Source organism: Acetobacterium sp. (assembly GCF_039830195.1).
Classification (GTDB): Bacteria; Bacillota; Clostridia; order Eubacteriales; family Eubacteriaceae; genus Acetobacterium.
In genome coordinates this window covers 35,206-53,982 of sequence record NZ_JBDODG010000046.1, presented here as the reverse complement: position 1 = coordinate 53,982, position 18,777 = coordinate 35,206, and the positions used below count along the sequence as shown (strand labels likewise).

Sequence of the window (18,777 nt, the reverse complement as noted above, 5' to 3'; positions counted from 1 at the left end):
AGTATGTTTGTCTTGTTCGACCGATGCTTCTATATTATAATTAATACAAACAAAAAGTTGTTAATGATGTTAGAAAAACGTGTACAAGGAGAAATAATGAAATATTCACACATCCTATTTGACCTCGACGGAACCCTCATCGATTCCAAGGAAACGGTGCGCAGTTCTTTTGAATATGCTCTGGAAAAAATGAAGGTTCCCAATCCAAAAATTATCGATATCGATCCGTTCATCGGCCCACCGATCCTTAAAACCTTTCAGGATGTCTATGGTTTTTCCCTGGCTGAAGCGCGGCAAGGCTATGAATTTTATCTGGAAGAATATGTCGGTAATGGCCAGATGTACCAGGCCCAGCTTTATCGTGGCGTCAAAGAAACGGTTCATACCCTCTATCAAAGTGGCTGTTTTTTAGGCGTGGCGACAACTAAAAATGAAAACAATGCCCGCAAGATAATTGATAGTCTCAAGCTTGATATCCGGATCGACCGGGTTTATGGCACCTATAACGACGGTACCCGTAGCAATAAAAAAGAAATCATCACCAATCTGTTGGAAGATAATGATGTCATGGATTTAGCGGATGTCTTAATGGTCGGCGATCGTCACTATGATATCATCGGCGCCAGCGAAGTGGGCATCGATTCCGTCGGTGTGACCTACGGCTGTGGCAGCGAAGATGAACTGCGGCAGGCCGGAGCCACCCACCTGATTGCCAGCATCAACGAATTACTGGAGATTATAAAATAGGAGGATATTATGGAATCAAAAAACATTAATTTGGAACGAACAGCGTTGATTAAAGGTGATTTAAAATTTACCAATTTTGGTCAGCTGATTAAGTCAACCCTGTTCCGGAAATTGGTTAAAACCTTTATTGACGAACTGACGGTAAAAAAATCCTATCTGCTGAAGACTTTGGAGCCTTTTGAAAATAATGAAGGCGAATTTAACGAAACTGCCTTTATTGATTTTGTTTATCTGCTAAATATTAATTCGCTGGACGAAATCATCCAATCTGGCTATTTTGATATTCAATTCACCTATGAAGAATATTCCCAGCTGTTTTTGGGATTCCTGGAAGGGTTTTACAATTACTGGCGAAGTATTCAGCGATTTATGATCAAAACCGATGAATACAGTTCAGATGAAAAAACGAAGCGTTCGAAGGCCCATTCGTTGGCATCCAACAATGATGCTTTCAAAAAAATGGTCCTGGATCTCTATCGCAACATTCATTTCAATGTCACCGGCAAAAGCGTCAGCATTTACCGGCAGCTGCCCAGCGGCGCCCAGGTGGCTTTCTTAACGGACAAATTTGAATTTGACCGGGGCGTTAAAAGTAAAAACGATTCGCTGTACCAGGTGCCTTATGTCTGGGAGGCGATCTTTGAGCCGCCGGTTATTTTCTATACCCAGTCCAGCAAACGGGATGGGATCTTTCCGGTCAAAGATAAGCGGATTTTGCAGAAATTCTACCTGGACTGCGACGAATGGTTTGCGATTCCGATGAAGGTCGGGCGGCTATTGTCAATCGTCTACGTGCAAAAAGAATATCTGGCCCTGGGGGCTGGTTTGTTCAACCTCTTTGAAATGGCCACCCCCGAAGAATTTACCAAACATAAACCGGATGCAGTGGTTTTCTTTGGCTTGGATGAGGCACTTTTCGAAGAGGATGAAAAACTTGGATTTGTCGCCAAAGAAGATGATGTGTATTATGGGTTATTACCGGATACTCCCCAAATTGACTATTTTGGCTATATGAAGAAAATGATGCTCACCCTGCACAATATTATTCAGATCGAAAAGAAAGCCATGCCGGTGCATGGGGCCTTTGCTAAAATCCGGGTGGGCGGCCGAAAATCTGCCAATATCATGCTGATTGGCGATAGCGGTGCCGGCAAATCAGAGACGCTGGAAGCCATCAATAAACTGCCCAAAGAGCTGGCCTGTGACTTTGATATTCTGATCGATGATATGGGTTCACTCCACTTTAATAAAGAGGGCGAGCTGATGGCGGTAGGAACCGAAATCGGCGCCTTTGTCCGCCTGGACGATCTCCAGCCGGGATATGCCTATAGCACCATGGATCGCAGTATTTTTATGAATCCGAACATTGTCAATGCCCGGGTTATTGTGCCGCAAATGTCCTACGAAGAGATTTCAAAATCGACCCGAGTAGATTTTGTTTTCTATATTAATAATTACGAAGAAATAGGTGAGTCAGCCCCACCCATTGAATTGTTTGATGATCTGGACGAAGCCTACGCAGTCTTTTCCGAAGGTAAACGCATGGCCAAGGGTACTACCGGGGAAGTGGGGATCACCACCACCTACTTTGCCAATCCTTTTGGCGCCGTCCAGTTAAAAGAAGAACATGAAAAAATTGCCAAGAAGACCTTTAAAAAAATGCGTGAAACCGGGGTTCAAATTGGGATGATCCGAACCCAGTTAGGAATCCCCGGGTACGAGCAGAATGGTCCTTTCCTGGCTGCTCAGGCACTGATTCAATTTATTGATGAATTAAACAAATCAGAATAATTAGGTTTCATTTATTTGAATTATGGTATATAATAAAGTGAGTTTATAATCATTATAAAGGAGGAAAAAATGGGTAAATTACAAGGAACACAGACATTAGTAAATTTAATGACATCTTTTGTGGGTGAATGTCAGGCCAGAATGCGGTATACGTATTTCGCTTCCATTGCCAAAAAAGAGGGTTATGTTCAGATCAGTGAAATATTCACTGAAACAGCAGGCAACGAAAAAGAACATGGTGAATTGTTCTACAAACACATTGCCGCCAATGAGTACACCTCCGGCAATGCGGTTGAAATTCCGGTCAATGCCACTTTCCCAGTAGCACTTGGGGATACCAAAAACAATTTATTACATGCAGCTTCCGGTGAAAATGAAGAATGGAATGAGCTCTATCCCAAGTTTGCTGAAATTGCCAAACAAGAGGGTTTTGATGAAATTGCCGAGACCTGGCTGGAAGTATGTATCGCCGAAAAAGCGCATGAAACCCGCTATCTCAAACTGGCAGCCAACATTGAGATGGGCCGAACCTTCAAACGCTTCAGTGAGGTGAAATGGAAATGCGGTAATTGCGGCTATATTCATGAGGGCGCCGAAGCTCCCGATGAATGCCCAGCCTGTAAACATGCTCAGGCTTATTTTGAACTATTTGTCGAAACTTATTAGAAGAGAATAAAAGAATAAATAAAAAAGAAACGGTGTCAAATCCGTTTCTTTTTTTGTTTAGCATCAGCACTATTAGATTATTTTTGTTATTATTTTTCAAACGGGAAGTGGTATTGATCCAGACCCAGTTCCGCCTTGATGTCGAGGATATCTTTAATCAGGGCATCGTTGACTGGGGTTCCCTTGTCTTTACGATCCAGCCAGGCATCGTATTCTTTTTCACCGGCGGTGTAGATTCGTTCCTGACCGGGCATTTTTTCTGAGGCCCGCAGGTCTCTTAAAATATCACCGGTGATTTTTTTAAAGGATTCGGGTTCGGTAAAATTTTCAATGTTGATGGCAATAAAGAAATGACCCAGGTGGTAGGGTTGTGCCTTACCGTTGGCATCAAAGCCCAGCAAGCCTTTTAAGAACGAGCCGGTTTGGAGGGCGGATGAGAGGATTTCCACAAATGTGGCATAACCATAACCTTTATAGCCGCCGGTGTCTTCGCCGATGCCGCCGAGTGGCGTCAGGGCGGCCTCGCCTTTAACTAGATCAATGAGGATCTGCTTGGTATCGGTGCGGCTGTTGCCCTGGCGGTCGATGACCCAGCCATCAGGCAGATCCTTGTTTTCGCGGTCATAAACTTCTATTTTGCCCCGTTGCGAAACCGAGGTGGCACAGTCCAGCACAAAGGGGAAGGGCTCATCACTGGGGACCCCAACGGTGATCGGGTTGGTCCCCAGCATGTTTTCGACCCCAAAGGTCGGCGCAATGGATGGACGGGCGTTGGTACCGGTCATCCCGATCATGTTGTTTTCGATGGCCATCAGCGGATAGTAACCGGCAAAACCATAATGGGTGGAATTGCGGACCACGGTCATCCCCATGCCGTAAACCTTGGCTTTATCAATCGCCATCTGCATCGCTTTTTTGGCAATGACATGGCCCATGCCATCGTGACCGTCAATAACCGCGGTGGTAAAGGTGTCTTTGACGACTTCAAATTCAGTGACCGGATTCTGGATGCCTTGTTTGATCCGGTCATAGTAGATCGGCTTTAAACGGCCGATCCCATGGGAATCAATCCCCCGTTTGTCTGAGGTGATCAGGATGTCGGCACAGATCTTGGCGTCTTCTTCGGGAACTCCAATACCTTTTAAGGCGTCGGTCATGAATGCTTCCAGAATGTCAAAGGGGATACGGTAGGTGGTTTCGTCTTTCATCAATAATTCTCCTTGTCTAATTCTCTTTATATTTATTGGTTGATAACAATTTTGTCAACATAAGATGAGGTGGCGGCGTGCAGGGCGCCGACGTAGTCGCAGCGCAGGCTGATGATGTCGCCAACCTGATAGGCGTTCTCGGCGTCAGTGACGTCGACGACCAGATGGTCGGAGCTGGAACCGACGATGGTCAGTCCGGGAACCAGCGGGAAAACATGGTCGGTGTCGGTATCCTGGCGGCCCAGGCCGCAGATGGCGCGGCGGCGGATGCCCTGGTCCTTAAAGTTGGGGATTTCGCCAAAGGCGTTGCGGCCGATTTCGCCCACCGGGTAGGTGGGTTTATCCTGCAGCTCGAGAATTTCCACATCCAGGATAAAGGCATCCTGATGGAGGTAATCATAGCAGTGATAATAGGCTGATTCCCGGCCAAAAAGGATCACATCCCCCAGCCGGAGGTTGTTGATTTCGGTGGGCAGGGTTTGATTATCGACCAGATAATAGGCGCTGGAATTACCGCCGGAAACGATCTCGCAGGGGATCTGATAATTTTCTTCGAGCATTGTTTTGACCTTGAAAAAAGCGCCAAAGGTTTGCGGGGTAGGAATGGTGGCCCCGACGCAGGTGGCGTTGGTGGCGATGCCCCGGAGGTGGATGTTTTCCATCGTTTTTATTTCGGCAAGATCCTGATCCAGTTTGGCGAAAGAGGCAGCAATCAGTGACTCGATTGCAGCTTTGGCAGGATTGCCGTCGCCAATAAAAAGACCCTCACGAAGATCGCCAAGGTCAAGCATGTAGAGGATGCCGTGGGTTTTGCCCTGGGCTTTGGCGGCCTGGTTTAACAGCCGGATGGTTTTTATTTCGCTGTTTAGTGAGAGGGTGGCATAGGCAACAGTATGATTGACCTCACTGGGCATGGGTACCCGGATCAGCCATTTTTCGCAGGCCAGCGGGGCCAGATTTTTAAGATTTTTTATCCGGGAATCGCCAATCGAGGTGGCCCCTCCGTCCAGGAAGGCCTGGGCAATTTCCGGGTTACCGCCAGTACACTTGGTGACCGCGGTGACCTCGACGCCCATTTTTTGGGTCCGATTTATTATGGCTCTGGTATTTTCTGATATTTTTTTCTTATTGATTTTAAGTAAGGGATACATAAATGCTCCTTTGCAGTTTTCTGTTCTTCAGTATACCATAAGCGAAAAAAAAGCACAAATCATTGACAGCGCTTCCCCCCTTATTTATAATGAGGGATGAAGATCATTAGGAGACAGGAAAAAGTTCGTCCCTTAGCGGGGGAGCGGATTTTTTTTTCGCAACAAGTTGAAGCCGGTGAATCGCAAAATGGCGAAAATCCGTGTTAAGATAGATTGTTTAATTAAGATTGTTTACGGGTTTTGATTAGACCAGGAATACAGTGATTAGAAAATTCAGAAAGCAAAGCTCACGGCCGTTTCACAAATTTCAGCGACAAATAAATAGAAACGAGCAAGTGAGCAAATGGAGGAAATATGTCAACATATGAGCATAAAAAAATAGAAGCACACTGGCAGCAGTATTGGGAAGAAAATGAGACCTTCCGGATGGAAGAAAACTCAGACAAAGAGAAATTTTACGGGTTGGTTGAATTTCCCTATCCATCTGGAGTGGGCCTCCATGTTGGTCATGTTCGGGCCTATACATCACTGGAAGTGATTGCCCGAAAACGGCGTATGGAAGGCTTTAATGTCCTCTTTCCGATTGGCTGGGATGCTTTTGGTTTACCAACCGAAAACTACGCCATCCAAACCGGTCGTCATCCCCGGGAAGTGACCGATGAAAACATTGCCGTCTTTACCAATCAGTTAAAACGGATTGGTTATGCCTTTGACTGGGATAAAGAGATCGATACCACCGATCCCAAATACTATAAATGGACCCAATGGATCTTTTTACAGTTGTTCAAACATGGCCTGGCCTTTAGAGATCGGACCTATGTCAATTTCTGCAACGGCTGCAAGGTCGTGCTGGCCAATGAAGATTTCCGGGATGGCAAGTGTGACCGCTGCGGCAGTGAAGTGGTGCAAATGGAAAAAGACGTCTGGTTCCTGAAAATCAGAAACTATGCCGAAGAATTGCTCAAAGGTCTGGATGACGTCGATTATCTGCCCCGGATCCGCTTGGAACAGGAAAACTGGATTGGCAAATCAGTGGGTGCTGAAGTTGACTTTACCATCGCCGGTTACGACAAAGCACTGCGCGTCTTTACGACCCGACCAGATACCTTATTTGGCGCCACCTTTATGGTTATTGCCCCCGAACATCCGCTGATTGACGACCTAGCGGCGTCGATTACCAATATGGCGGAACTGGTGGATTATCAGGATCAGGCCAAACGCAAAACCGAATTTGAGCGGGTGCAACTGGCCAAGGATAAAACCGGGGTGCGGATCCTGGGCATTCAGGCGATTAATCCGGTGACCAATACCGAAATCCCGATTTTCATCGCCGATTACGTTATGATGGGCTACGGTACCGGCGCGATTATGGCAGTGCCTGGCCATGATACAAGAGACTGGGATTTTGCCAAGAAATTTGACTTGCCGATCATTGAAGTTATCAAAGGCGGGGATGTCAGCGAAGCGGCTTATACCAATACCGATTCTGGCGAAATGGTCAACTCCGGCTTCTTAAACGGCATGGAAGTCAAGGATGCGATCCAGAAAACGATTGATTTTCTAGAACAGGAAAAACTGGGTAAACGCACCATTAATTATAAAATGAAGGACTGGGCCTTTAACCGTCAGCGTTATTGGGGCGAACCGATTCCGATTGTTCACTGTCCTAAGTGCGGGATGGTGCCGGTTCCCGAGGATCAACTGCCGCTGGAATTGCCCATGGTGGAAAGCTACACCCCTACCGATACCGGCAAATCACCGCTGGCCAATATCCCGGAATGGTATCAAACCACCTGTCCCGAGTGTGGCGGCCCGGCGGAACGGGAAACCGATACCATGCCCCAGTGGGCTGGCTCCAGCTGGTACTTTTTGCGCTATTTTGACAACAAGAACGACGAAGCTTTTGCCTCACCGGAAAAACTAAAATACTGGATGCCGGTCGACTGGTACAACGGCGGTATGGAACATGTCACCCGGCATCTGCTTTATTCGCGGTTCTGGCATCAATTCCTGTTTGATATCGGCTGTGTGCCAGTGCGCGAGCCCTATGCCAAACGAACCGCCCAGGGCCTGATCCTTGGCAACGACGGTGAAAAAATGTCGAAATCCAAGGGCAATGTGGTTAATCCCAACGTGATTATCGATGAGTTTGGGGCCGATACCCTGAGAACCTATATTATGTTTATCGGGGACTATGAAAAAGCAGCGCCCTGGTCAGATAACGGCGCCAAAGGCTGCCGACGGTTCCTCGATCGGGTCTGGAAACTTCAGGATATGGTCAGTGGTGAAGCTGGCTATGGCAAAGCCCTGGAATCAATGATTCATAAAACCATTAAAAAAGTCAACGATGATTTTGAAGAAATGAAATACAACACCGCGATTGCGGCGCTGATGACCTTATTAAATGAGTTTAACCGGGAAGGCGCTATTACTCGAGATGCCTTTAAGACCTTTTTGCAATTGCTCTATCCGGTGGCGCCTCATATCAGTTCCGAAATCTGGCAAAATATGAACATGGGCGGAACCCTTGATGATGCGGCCTGGCCTCAATATGACGAAGCCAAAACCGTGGATGATGTGATCGAAATGGCCGTTCAGATCAATGGCAAGGTGCGGGGAACAATTACCATTCCGGTTGACGCTGACAAGGACGAAGCCAAAGCGATTGCGCTGGCCCAGGAGAACATCATGGCCTATACCCAGGGTAAAACCATTGTCAAAGAGATTTACGTCCCGGGCAAGATTTTCAATATCGTGGTAAAATAGCAACGATGAAAGTTATTCACCTCTATACCGATGGCGGTTGCCGCGGCAACGGCCGAGAAGGCGAAAATCTGGGCGCCATCGGCGGCGTACTGATATATCCCGAGAAAAACGTGACCAAAGAGTACAAACGGGCCTATGAAAACACCACCAACAACCAGATGGAGTTGTTGGCGGTGATTGAAGGCTTGAAGCTGTTAAAGGAGCCTTGCGAGGTTCATATTTACAGCGATTCAGCCTACGTGGTCAATGCCTATCTGCAGAATTGGATTGGCGGATGGAAGGCCAAGAACTGGACCCGGGGTAAAGCCGGGGCGTTGAAAAACCGGGAGATCTGGATCGAACTGGACCAGCTGGTTAACAACCACAAGGTGACCTTTCATAAGGTTAAGGGACATGCCGAAAATCCCTATAACAATCAGGCCGATTTATTGGTAAACCAGGCTATGGATGAGTACCGCTTTACTGAATAGATTAAAAAAATAATAAAAATCAAAAAGACTTAAACCAAAATCTGGTTTAAGTCTTTTTTTATGAGTGATGCATTATTCATAGTTAAGGTTTAAATCAAAATGCCATTAACAGGCCTTTATCGTTGGAATAGTAAGTCGTTAGGCCGTGCATCGGGAAGATATAGATTTCTTTGAGATCAAAGCGTTTTTCCAGCAGATCTTTGAGAATTTCAGCCTGGCTGAGATTGTTGCAGTGGGTAATAACCACCGGAAACTGTGGTTGGGTCTGGACCTTTTCTTCGACCATGTTGGCAAGACCAGATAGGGCTTTTTTAATGCCCCGGGCCTTGGTGACCAGCTGGATTTCACCCTTTTCATCGGATCTGAAAATCGGCATAATCGAGAGCACCGAAGCCACGGCACCAGCCACCCGGTTCATGCGTCCGCTTTTAACCAGATTGGAAAGATCCTGGAGTAAAAAGCGTAGGTTTAGGGTTTCAAGGTAGAGGGCCAGTTTTTCACTGATGGTGTCAAAATCCATCTCGCCGGCTTTAATCAGATCCCGGAGTTTCATCACCATTAAAATCATCACCGGTGAAGTTGAGTGGGTATCAAAGAGGCTGATTTTCAGTGAATCATCTTCTTCAAGAACCATGTTTCTGGCGACCCGGGCACTGTTGTAGGTGCCGCTTAAGCCGGAAGTCATGGTGATCACATAGCTTTCTTTGTTTTTTCGCAGCTCTGTCGCAAAATCCTCAGGGGACGGGCAGGAAGAAGAGGTTGCCGTTTTTTCAGCTTTCATGGCGGCAATCAGTTCTTTGGTGTTCAGGGTTTCATCATCTATAAATTCATGATCGCCGACAATTATTTTCAAAGGGACAAGTGAAAAATCAATTCCGTCCTTTTCCAGAAAATCTTTGGGCAAATCACATGAGCTGTCGCTGATTATTCGTGGTTTCACATTAAATTCCTCTTTTCAATCGTTTATCTTTTAAGATTAAATTCTTACAACTCAGACCAACAGTCACGTTTAATTGATAGGTCAATAGTAAACGAATAAGCTTAAAAAGATCTTTCGCTGTGTTAAATGGATTCTGTCAGGTAAGGAATTGCATTTGGCATATTCAACTGGTTCAACACGTCCTGGGTGATCAGGCTGGTTGCATGACCATTGTCAATTCTGCCGAGACTGTTTTTTATTGAGAACCGTTTGATTTCATTTTCCTTGAGTGCATCAATGGCCAGAATGAGCTCAGTAAAATTATTGGCGACGACGGCAGCACCCTGTTGTTTAAACCAATCGGCATTTTCGCCTTCCTGACCGGGGGTGGGATTATATAAAATGATCGGAATTTTTTTGGTCACCACTTCGCTCAGGGTAATGCCCCCGGGCTTGGTTACCATCAAATCGCCAACGGAATAAAATTCATGAATGTCCGGAACAAAACCAAAAATCCGGGTATTTGGTAAGTCTTCCATTTCAAGTTCCCGTTGGAGGTTCTGGTTTTTGCCGCAAACGACAATGGTCTGAAGATTATCCATTTGATCGGTGCGGTGACAGATCTCTTTGATGTTTTTAAGAACCCCATAGGTTCCGGCAAAAATAATCAGGATTTTTTTATGGGGATTCAGATTATATTTACTGATAATGGCATTGCGGTTGCCCCGGGCATAAAAAGCATCGCGGATGGGAATTCCGGTTTTTAAAATTTTAGCCCGGGGGATTCCTTCACATACCAGCGTGTCTTCAACGTTTTCACAAGCCACATAGTAGCGGTCGGTGTCCTGGTGGATCCAGGGTTTGGGGATACAAAAATCCGTGACTACTGTAAAAAGCTTAATATGCGGATAGTTTTCTTTTTTAAGGATGGCGGAAATAGTATAACCGTAGGTATTGATAATACAGTCCGGTTTAAATTCGTCGACCATTTTTAACAGCGCTTTACTGGTGAAATGCCAGAGGTTGTACATAAATTTGTTATGGGCATATTCTTCCACATCGTAATAAACGCGTTCGTAAAAACTGCTCCCAATCGAATAGGAAAGCAGATAGGATTTTTCGATCATCCGGTTGAGGGTGGGGTTGGTTTTATCAAACAGATCCTGGACTGAGACAAGATGGCCGCGACCTTCGAAGCTCTCTTTAAGGGTTTGGGCTACCATTTTATGGCCCGACCCGTGGGAGCAGGTTAAGATCAATATTCGTTTAGGTTCTAACATGGTAATCCGTCCTTTCTCGAGATTTTTTGCAAAAATCTCCAAATAACGTATACCATTAGTTTAGTCAGAAATGATTAGATTTCCATTAGAAAACTAGTCATCGACTTCAATTCCTAGAATACAGATGTCATCCGAGGGCGCCTGTTCCTGTTTGAAATCAGCACAGGCATCAATAATATGACTGCCTAAAATGTTTATTGGCAAATCAGCATTCTTTTTTATAACTGAGATGACCCGTTCCAACGAAAATTCTTCGCGGTCGGGATTTTTCGCATCGATCAGGCCGTCAGTAAAGAGCAGTAATTTATCGCCGCTGGAAAAATTGATGCGCATATCGAAATAGTGCATCGTCGTCATAAATTGCTGCAGCCCCAGCATCGGCAGGTTGGGTTTGAGTAATTCAATCTTGTGGTTGGCTTTCAAGAGCACGGCATCGGGATGACCGGCATTGGCAAAATATAAAATATTCTCCTTGGGATCCAGAACCAGGGCGATGGCAGTAAAAAAGGTGTTATCCATCTGCTGACTGATATCGGATTCAATATGTTTTAACACCAGACTGGGGGACTGGTTGATCCGGTGGTCTTTCATGGTATAGGAATAACTCAGTTTTATCATGCTAGTGATCATCGCCGCATCAATACCATGACCGGTTGCATCAGCGATTAAAAGACTTATTTTTCCGTTCTCCAGAAAATGAAAATCATAAAAATCACCACCAACTTTTCGAAAAGGTCGGAGATAACTATAAAATTGATAATGATCAGAAACAAAAGACCCAGGGGAAGGAATAATCTTTTTTTGAAGGTTCTGGGCGAATGCTAATTGTTTATCAAAAAGGGAGACAAGGGATTCATAATTTTCAGAACTATTCAAACGGTGACCTCCTTTAGGTTAATTTTATTTATTATAGCATAATATTTTGAAATGTTATGCTGATTTCTTTAAAAATGATTGAAATTATTGGTGCTTAGCCTTATAATGAATTTATCAATATGAAATGAGGTGTCTAAAATGATTGAATTTGTATACGGTTCAAAAGGAAGCGGCAAAACAAAAAAAATGATTGACATGGCAAACACTGCGCTGGAGACCTGCGAAGGGGATATCATTTTTCTTAACGACAGAGACAAATATCGAGTAAAAGTAGATACTAAAATCAGATTTACAAACCTGGAGGAGTTTGGCATCGTTGGATCAGATCAATTATTTGGCTTTATCAGCGGGGTTATTGCAGAGAACTATGATGTAAAAATTGTTTTTATTGATAATACATTGAGACTGATTGATTATCAGTCATCAGAAGACATTTGCAAAATTGTCGAAAAAATCCAACAGATTAACCAAAAACACGATATAAAGTTCGTTCTCAGTTTAAGCTGTGAAAAAGAAGAACTGCCCGAATGTGTCACAAAATTAATATAAATGTTTCAGACGAACCTGATTAGCAATAAAAGGGTTCGTCTATTTAATCTTATTAAGGAAATTTAAAAACTAATGACAGAAAACCTGTATAATATCTATTCGGTTTGGTTAAAGGAACGTTATGGGGAGAAAGTTTATAAAATCCCGGTCAATATTCCGGTGACCTGTCCCAACCGTGATGGCACCAAAGGGACCGGGGGTTGCGTGTATTGCGGCGCCAAAGGCGGCGGCAACGAAACCCTGTCCGACCAGCTGTCCGTTGCGGAGCAGATCGAGAAAAATATCGCCTATATCGGCAAGCGATATCATGCAAAGAAGTTTATCCCCTTCTTTCAGAGCTTTTCAAACACCTACTGCACCTTTCCGGATTTCAGCAACTGGATTCAGGAAGCCATCCGCCCGGATGTCGTGGAAATTTCGATATCGACCCGCCCGGATTGTATCACCGATGAACAGCTCCGCTTTCTGGCCGTGATCAAAAAAGAACAGGCTATCGATATAACCATCGAATTGGGTCTGCAGAGCGTCAATGATGAAACCCTGAAAATAATTAAGCGCGGACATACCCTGGCTGACTATGAACAAGCCATTGATCGGATTAAAGCCGCCGGTTTATTAAGCTGTACGCATATGATCCTGGATTTGCCTTGGGACCGGGAAGAAGACGTTATCAACGGGGCTGAAATACTGTCCCGAGCCGGCACCGATTTTGTCAAATGCCACAGTTTATACATTGAAAAAAACACTGTTTTAAAACAGTGGTATGATGAAAAAAAAGTGACGCTTTTGACCAAGGACGACTATATCAACCGGGCAGTCTTATTTTTGGAGCATTTAGATCCAAAGATTGTTGTTCAACGGCTGATTGGCCGGGTGCCAGAAGTAGACTCTGTCATTACCAACTGGAATACCAGCTGGTGGAAAATTAAAGATGAGCTTGAAGCTCGCATGAAGCAGGAAAATAATTACCAGGGAAGAAAATTCGCTGGGATGAATAATAAGAGGTAAAGTCCTTGGGAACTAAATATTGGCAGGAATTTCTCATCCCTTATCATCAGGCTGTGGATGAGATTGTTTTAAAATTTACCAGTTTAAAAGAGCAGTACGAAAAAATCGGCGAATATTCGCCGATTGAATCGGTTTATGGTCGGGTTAAGAGCGTGGCCAGCATTCTGGAAAAAATCCATACCTATGGCGTTGAAATAGAATCTCTGGAAGAGACCATTCAGGATATCGCTGGGATTCGGATTATGTGCCAGTTCGAGGATGATATTTACGAAGTCGTGGAGCTGATCAGGAAACGCGCTAATTGTGATATGGAAGTCGTCAAGGTAAAGGATTATCTCAGTGAAGCCAAACCCAGCGGGTATAAAAGCTATCATCTGATTATCCGCTACCCTGTGTTTTGTGTGTCCGGAAATCAGTCCATTCTAGTTGAAATTCAGATCCGCACCCTGGCCATGAATTTCTGGTCCATTATTGAACATTCCTTAAATTATAAATACAAGCAAAATATTCCGGAAGACATCAAAGTCAGACTGATTAATGCGGCCAATGCAGTGAATGATGTGGATCGGGAAATGTCATCGATCCGCGAAGAAATTCAAAGTGCCCAGCGGCTGTTCGGACTCAAATCCAGTTTGGTCACCAGTATTCTTGACAATATCGGGCATTTATATAAACTGAATCACGGTGAAAAGGCCTCCCACTATGAAAAGATCTTTGATGATCTTTTTGCCCAGGAAGATATTATTCAGCTGATTCTATTAAGAAAAGAACTGGAATCCGAAGTGAATAAAATTGAGTCTGAGGTTTAAGAAACAAAAAACATGTTTGTGAAAAAAGGACAATATGTTATAATAACAAATTGTAAATGATATAAAAATCAAGGAGGTTGTCGATGTCTGGACATTCAAAATGGTCGACTATTAAACACAAAAAAGGAAAAGCAGATGCGAAACGTGGTCAAATTTTTACCAAGTTAGCAAAGTATATTGCGGTTGCATCCCGGGAGGGCGGCAGCGATCCGGAAATGAATGCAAAATTGAAAGAAGCCATTGTCAAAGCGAAGGCTGCTAATATGCCCAATGAAAACATCGATCGGGCTGTTAAAAAAGGTGCCGGTGAGTTACAGGGCAGCGTTTATGAAGAAATTACCTATGAAGGATACGGACCAGGTGGGGTTGCAGTGATTATTGAAACCCTGACCGATAATAAAAACCGGACGGCTGGAGATGTTCGTCATGCCTTAGATAAAAATGGCGGAAATCTGGGCACCAGCGGTTGCGTGGGATTCCTGTTTACCAAAAAAGGTCAGATTATGATCGAAAAAACGGATGACATTGATGAAGAAGCTCTGATGATGCTAGCCCTGGATGCCGGCGCAGAAGATGTAGAAACCGCCGAAGAAGGCTACGAAATCAGCACCGAGCCGGCAGATTTTGGCCAGGTCTGTGAAGCTCTGAAAAAAGAAGGGTACGAACTGGCCTCAGCCGAAATCGCAATGATCCCGTCCACCGAAGTTGAACTGACAGATGCCACCGAAATCAAGAAAATGTTGAAAATGATCGACATGTTTGATGACAACGAAGATGTTCAGGCAGTTTGGCATAACTGGACAGGTGAGGATGATGAATAAGCAAACCCCCTTCAAACGATTTAAAGATGTGATTCTTTACATTGTTTTTACACTTTTTCTGATTTTTTTAACCTCATCTTTTGTGATTGAAGACGTCTATTCGGCGGCTGATCAGCTTTCCATGGAAGAAAAAGGAATTTCTGATGTTTATTCCATTGCTGTTGGCATGGAACCGGCGAACCTGACCATCAATACGGATGAAGCGCAAACCGAAGATAAGACCACGGAAATTGAAACCGAAGATGGCACCACCATCGTGATCACCGAGTATGCTCTGGGTGATACTAATGATGAGATCCTGGAATATCAGCAGATTTTATATTCGCTGGGATTTTTGATCAGTCAGCCCTCTAACAAATTAACGGAAGAGGTGCAGACAGCCATTAAGACCTACCAGGCCATGAAGGGGCTGGATCAATCTGGAAAACTGGATCGTTCCACCATTATTTCACTGGTCGCCGAAGATATTAAGTTTGAAAAAGGTGACAGTGGCAAAGTGCTGCAAACCTATCAGCAAATTTTAGTGGCCCAAAAATATCTGGCCGCTGAATCAGCCACCGGAACCTTTGATGATGCCACCGAAACAGCGGTCAAGGCTTTCCAAAAAGCCAACGGTCTGACTGAAACAGGGAAAATGGACGCCAAAACCATCAAAGCACTGGACGCATTAAGGTAAGTGCATTTAAACAAATGAATATAAAATGCTCGTCGCCAAATGGCGGCGAGTTTTTTTATGGTTTACAAAAGGTTTCTATTTGATATAATGGCAAATAATCAAAAGATTTTTTCATACATGGGAAAAGAGGAAAGAAATGAAAGTAGTAACACCTAAAGAAATGGCTGTTATGGATCGCCAAGCCGTAGCTGCCGGTACACCCAGCATTGAACTGATGGAACGAGCCGGCCACGCTTGTGCCGATATTATAAAGGAAGATCTTGACGACGACGCCCAGATTATCATTCTCTGCGGACCGGGCAACAATGGCGGCGATGGCCTGGTCATCGGTCGATCATTAATCGAAGATGGTTATACCATCCATCTATTTTTAACCGCAGATGCAACTCAGCTGTCGGAGGATAATCGGATCAGTCTGAAACGACTGGAAGAAAAAAACATCCCCATACGGCCACTGCAGAACGACGCTGATTTAGAGGATCTGAGTCTGATTATGAAACGTGCCACCCATGTGGTTGACGCAATTTTCGGGACCGGTCTGGTGGACAAAGAAATACCGCAAATTTATAATCGGATCTTTGACCTGGTCAATGATTTCGAAAATGAGAAAATTGCCATTGATATCCCCTCTGGTTTGCGGGGCGATATCGGCCTTAATATCGGCAATGCAATTTTTGCCGACAAGACCATCGTCATTCAGAATTACAAAACCGGCTGTCTGTTAAACGACGGTCCGGATTACACCGGCGCTACCGTCCTGATTGATATCGGCGTTGATGAAAACAGCATTCCCAATGAAAAATACTACACCCAGGAAAGCGATCTGAAATTTCCGCAAAAACGAAAAAAGAATACCCATAAATATGATTATGGCTCCGTGGTTGTGATCGCGGGATCCAAGGGCATGAGCGGGGCCGGGATTTTGTCGATTGAAGGGGCTTTAAAAAGCGGCGGCGGTCTGGTGACCTGTTACGTCCCTCAGGATATTTATATCCCGGTGGTAGCCCGGGCCCCGGCAGAATCCCTGATTAAAACCTATGACTGCAACATCACCTCGGATGACATCAAACATGACCGCAAAAAAGTGATCTTAATCGGCCCGGGCATTGGCCGGGCCAAGAATTACAGCTTCATTCTGGAGCATTTACTGGAAGGCACCCTGCCGGTGGTGATTGACGCCGATGGCATTCATCATCTGGCGGTGGTGGTGGATTCTTTAAAAGAATCCAAAACCCCGGTAGTGATCACCCCGCATTTTGCCGAGTTTTCCAAACTCATCGATGTGCCCCGGGAAGATATCTTAAAAGACCCAATTAGCTATGGTCAGAAATTCGCCATGGAATATCAGGTGGTGGTGGTTTTAAAAGGCTATCGAACCATGGTATTTGGAACCAATGGTGAAATCTGGTTTAATTCTACCGGAAATCCGGGCATGGCCACCGGCGGCAGCGGTGACGTGCTGGCCGGGATGATTGCCGGCATCGCCGGGCAAAACGTCGATTTATTTGAAGCCGCCCGGGCCGGAGTATTTTATCACGGCAAGGCCGGGGACTACTATGCCGCGAACTTTGGCCAGAGTACCCTGACCGCTCACAGCATCATTGAATCCTTAAAGTATGTTTTAAAATAAGCGCTTAACGACGAAAATCCCGGAATAACCGGGATTTTTTTCTCTTTGTTTGGCGATTTGATGATTTTAGGGTATAATAATCGGATAGACTATTTCAGTAAAATTTAACGGGACCGCTTGACCGGCAAGATCTAATTGAGGATTGACGTTATTGATCGCCAGGCTCAGAGACTGGATCTAATGAGCGCATTTAAAATCCAGAAAGGAAATGACTTTGACAAATATTTTAATAAAAAAACTGATTCAAAATTATGAAAATACCGGCAATTCCCGGGTTCGGGAGAACTACGGTAAATTGGCCAGCATCATGGGGATTGGTTCAAATCTATTGTTGTTTGTGATCAAAATAACCGTCGGCCTGCTGTTTAACAGCATATCGATCACCGCCGATGCGGTCAACAATCTATCCGATTCCGGATCGTCACTGGTAACCTTGCTGGGCTTTAAACTGTCCGGAAAACCGGCGGATGCCGACCATCCCTTTGGACACCAGCGGATGGAATACATTTCCGGCCTGGTGGTTTCGTTTATTATCCTGTTTCTGGGGCTGCAATTGATTCAGAGTTCCTTTGATAAGATTCTGCATCCGGAAATGCCCCAGTTCAGCATGATTAGTGTGGTGGTTTTGGTCGTGGCGATTTTAATCAAGTTGTGGCAATGTTTGTTTTATCGAAAAATCGGGAAAACCATTAATTCACTGACCCTGCTGGCCACTGCCATTGACAGTCGCAATGATATCATGGCGACTTCGGCGGTACTGGTAGCCACGATTGTCACCTATTTGACCGGTTTTGATCTGGATGGCTATATGGGGGTGGTGGTGGCCGTCTTTATCATCATCAGCGGCATCAATCTGGTGCGGGAAACCATCAGTCCTCTATTGGGAACAGCGCCGTCTAATGAACTGGTCGATCAGATCTATAAAAAAATTCTCGGTTATGAGCACATCATCGGGCTGCATGACCTGATGATCCATAATTACGGCGAAAGTAAGATTTATGCTTCAGTGCATTGCGAGGTACCAGCAGAGCTGGACGTATTAATCAGTCACAGCGTGATTGACAAAATTGAGCGGGACTTCCTGAAAGACATGAACATCCATCTGATTATTCATCTGGATCCGGTTATCACCAATGACGAAAAAACCAATGATCTAAAAGAACAGGTGGAACAGACCATTGCCAAGCTTTCACCGGACATTCATATCCACGATTTTCGGGTGGTGTGGGGTTATAACCACTCCAATCTGATTTTTGATGTGGTGGTGCCCTTTGATGTGGAGTGGAGTGATGAGGAACTGAGCATTATGATCGCCAATGAAATTTACAAAATAAATCCGGCCTACCACGCCGTGATAACCGTGGATTACAATCACTATGTCCCCAATGAGGATGAGTTTTGTGTTTAATA

17 protein-coding genes are annotated in these 18,777 nt (G+C 44.8%); 12 read left to right on the top strand and 5 right to left on the bottom strand.

Annotated elements, in window-relative coordinates; genetic code table 11:
• Window positions 1-96 precede the first annotated feature (96 nt).
• The 3 genes from ABGU93_RS14875 to rbr all read left to right on the top strand — a co-directional run bounded on the left by ABGU93_RS14875 (window position 97) and on the right by rbr (window position 3,204).
• Entirely contained in the window at window positions 97-747 is a 651-nt protein-coding gene (locus tag ABGU93_RS14875) for an HAD hydrolase-like protein (protein ID WP_347414184.1), read from the top strand.
• Between the two features lie 9 nt (window positions 748-756).
• The gene (locus tag ABGU93_RS14870; RefSeq protein ID WP_347414183.1) at window positions 757-2,538 is read left to right on the top strand and encodes a hypothetical protein; all 1,782 of its coding nucleotides are present in this window, start codon (window positions 757-759) and stop codon (window positions 2,536-2,538) included.
• A 69-nt stretch (window positions 2,539-2,607) separates the two neighbouring features.
• Entirely contained in the window at window positions 2,608-3,204 is a 597-nt protein-coding gene (gene rbr, locus ABGU93_RS14865; RefSeq protein ID WP_347414182.1) for a rubrerythrin, read from the top strand.
• Window positions 3,205-3,293: 89 nt separating this feature from the next.
• On the opposite strand, the gene ABGU93_RS14860 is transcribed toward rbr, so the two are convergent.
• Window positions 3,294-4,412, bottom strand: a complete 1,119-nt coding sequence (locus tag ABGU93_RS14860; protein ID WP_347414181.1) for an Ldh family oxidoreductase — start codon at window positions 4,410-4,412, stop codon at window positions 3,294-3,296.
• Window positions 4,413-4,444: 32 nt separating this feature from the next.
• Window positions 4,445-5,563, bottom strand: a complete 1,119-nt coding sequence (locus ABGU93_RS14855) for an alanine/ornithine racemase family PLP-dependent enzyme (RefSeq protein ID WP_347414180.1) — start codon at window positions 5,561-5,563, stop codon at window positions 4,445-4,447.
• 354 nt (window positions 5,564-5,917) lie between these two features.
• Here ABGU93_RS14855 and leuS point away from each other — a divergent pair, with 354 nt between their 5' ends.
• Both leuS and ABGU93_RS14845 read left to right on the top strand, forming a co-directional pair.
• Window positions 5,918-8,329, top strand: coding sequence for a leucine--tRNA ligase (leuS, locus tag ABGU93_RS14850; protein WP_347414179.1), 2,412 nt, complete (start codon window positions 5,918-5,920; stop codon window positions 8,327-8,329).
• Between the two features lie 5 nt (window positions 8,330-8,334).
• A complete protein-coding gene (locus tag ABGU93_RS14845) occupies window positions 8,335-8,799 on the top strand; it encodes a ribonuclease H (RefSeq protein ID WP_347414178.1) in 465 nt (154 codons plus the stop codon).
• A gap of 94 nt (window positions 8,800-8,893) precedes the next feature.
• On the opposite strand, the gene ABGU93_RS14840 is transcribed toward ABGU93_RS14845, so the two are convergent.
• The 3 genes from ABGU93_RS14840 to ABGU93_RS14830 all read right to left on the bottom strand — a co-directional run bounded on the left by ABGU93_RS14840 (window position 8,894) and on the right by ABGU93_RS14830 (window position 11,874).
• Window positions 8,894-9,739, bottom strand: a complete 846-nt coding sequence (locus tag ABGU93_RS14840; RefSeq protein ID WP_347414177.1) for a DegV family protein — start codon at window positions 9,737-9,739, stop codon at window positions 8,894-8,896.
• A 122-nt stretch (window positions 9,740-9,861) separates the two neighbouring features.
• Entirely contained in the window at window positions 9,862-10,998 is a 1,137-nt protein-coding gene (locus ABGU93_RS14835; protein WP_347414176.1) for a glycosyltransferase, read from the bottom strand.
• Between the two features lie 93 nt (window positions 10,999-11,091).
• A complete protein-coding gene (locus tag ABGU93_RS14830; protein ID WP_347414175.1) occupies window positions 11,092-11,874 on the bottom strand; it encodes a PP2C family protein-serine/threonine phosphatase in 783 nt (260 codons plus the stop codon).
• A 138-nt stretch (window positions 11,875-12,012) separates the two neighbouring features.
• Here ABGU93_RS14830 and ABGU93_RS14825 point away from each other — a divergent pair, with 138 nt between their 5' ends.
• From ABGU93_RS14825 to ABGU93_RS14795, 7 genes are all read left to right on the top strand, one after another.
• Window positions 12,013-12,423 (top strand): hypothetical protein, encoded by a 411-nt coding sequence (locus ABGU93_RS14825; protein WP_347414174.1) that lies wholly within the window; start codon window positions 12,013-12,015, stop codon window positions 12,421-12,423.
• A gap of 72 nt (window positions 12,424-12,495) precedes the next feature.
• On the top strand, window positions 12,496-13,431 hold the full coding sequence (locus ABGU93_RS14820; protein ID WP_347414173.1) for a TIGR01212 family radical SAM protein: 936 nt from the start codon (window positions 12,496-12,498) through the stop codon (window positions 13,429-13,431).
• Window positions 13,432-13,436: 5 nt separating this feature from the next.
• Window positions 13,437-14,240, top strand: coding sequence for a GTP pyrophosphokinase family protein (locus ABGU93_RS14815; RefSeq protein ID WP_347414172.1), 804 nt, complete (start codon window positions 13,437-13,439; stop codon window positions 14,238-14,240).
• A gap of 83 nt (window positions 14,241-14,323) precedes the next feature.
• Window positions 14,324-15,061: a YebC/PmpR family DNA-binding transcriptional regulator gene (locus ABGU93_RS14810; RefSeq protein ID WP_347414171.1), complete on the top strand. Its 738-nt coding sequence runs from the start codon at window positions 14,324-14,326 to the stop codon at window positions 15,059-15,061.
• Window positions 15,054-15,737 (top strand): peptidoglycan-binding protein, encoded by a 684-nt coding sequence (locus ABGU93_RS14805; RefSeq protein ID WP_347414170.1) that lies wholly within the window; start codon window positions 15,054-15,056, stop codon window positions 15,735-15,737. The genes ABGU93_RS14810 and ABGU93_RS14805 overlap by 8 nt, the downstream gene beginning before the upstream one ends.
• Window positions 15,738-15,873: 136 nt before the next feature.
• Window positions 15,874-17,367: an NAD(P)H-hydrate dehydratase gene (locus ABGU93_RS14800; protein WP_347414169.1), complete on the top strand. Its 1,494-nt coding sequence runs from the start codon at window positions 15,874-15,876 to the stop codon at window positions 17,365-17,367.
• Between the two features lie 214 nt (window positions 17,368-17,581).
• A complete protein-coding gene (locus ABGU93_RS14795; RefSeq protein ID WP_347414168.1) occupies window positions 17,582-18,775 on the top strand; it encodes a cation diffusion facilitator family transporter in 1,194 nt (397 codons plus the stop codon).
• The last annotated feature ends 2 nt before the right edge of the window (window positions 18,776-18,777 follow it).

Coding starts and splice junctions, on each gene's coding strand:
- ABGU93_RS14875 (WP_347414184.1), top strand. CDS start 97: ATGAAATATTCACACATCCTATTTGACCTCGACGGAACCCTCATCGAT.
- ABGU93_RS14870 (WP_347414183.1), top strand. CDS start 757: ATGGAATCAAAAAACATTAATTTGGAACGAACAGCGTTGATTAAAGGT.
- rbr (WP_347414182.1), top strand. CDS start 2,608: ATGGGTAAATTACAAGGAACACAGACATTAGTAAATTTAATGACATCT.
- ABGU93_RS14860 (WP_347414181.1), bottom strand. CDS start 4,412: ATGAAAGACGAAACCACCTACCGTATCCCCTTTGACATTCTGGAAGCA.
- ABGU93_RS14855 (WP_347414180.1), bottom strand. CDS start 5,563: ATGTATCCCTTACTTAAAATCAATAAGAAAAAAATATCAGAAAATACC.
- leuS (WP_347414179.1), top strand. CDS start 5,918: ATGTCAACATATGAGCATAAAAAAATAGAAGCACACTGGCAGCAGTAT.
- ABGU93_RS14845 (WP_347414178.1), top strand. CDS start 8,335: ATGAAAGTTATTCACCTCTATACCGATGGCGGTTGCCGCGGCAACGGC.
- ABGU93_RS14835 (WP_347414176.1), bottom strand. CDS start 10,998: ATGTTAGAACCTAAACGAATATTGATCTTAACCTGCTCCCACGGGTCG.
- ABGU93_RS14825 (WP_347414174.1), top strand. CDS start 12,013: ATGATTGAATTTGTATACGGTTCAAAAGGAAGCGGCAAAACAAAAAAA.
- ABGU93_RS14820 (WP_347414173.1), top strand. CDS start 12,496: ATGACAGAAAACCTGTATAATATCTATTCGGTTTGGTTAAAGGAACGT.
- ABGU93_RS14810 (WP_347414171.1), top strand. CDS start 14,324: ATGTCTGGACATTCAAAATGGTCGACTATTAAACACAAAAAAGGAAAA.
- ABGU93_RS14805 (WP_347414170.1), top strand. CDS start 15,054: ATGAATAAGCAAACCCCCTTCAAACGATTTAAAGATGTGATTCTTTAC.
- ABGU93_RS14800 (WP_347414169.1), top strand. CDS start 15,874: ATGAAAGTAGTAACACCTAAAGAAATGGCTGTTATGGATCGCCAAGCC.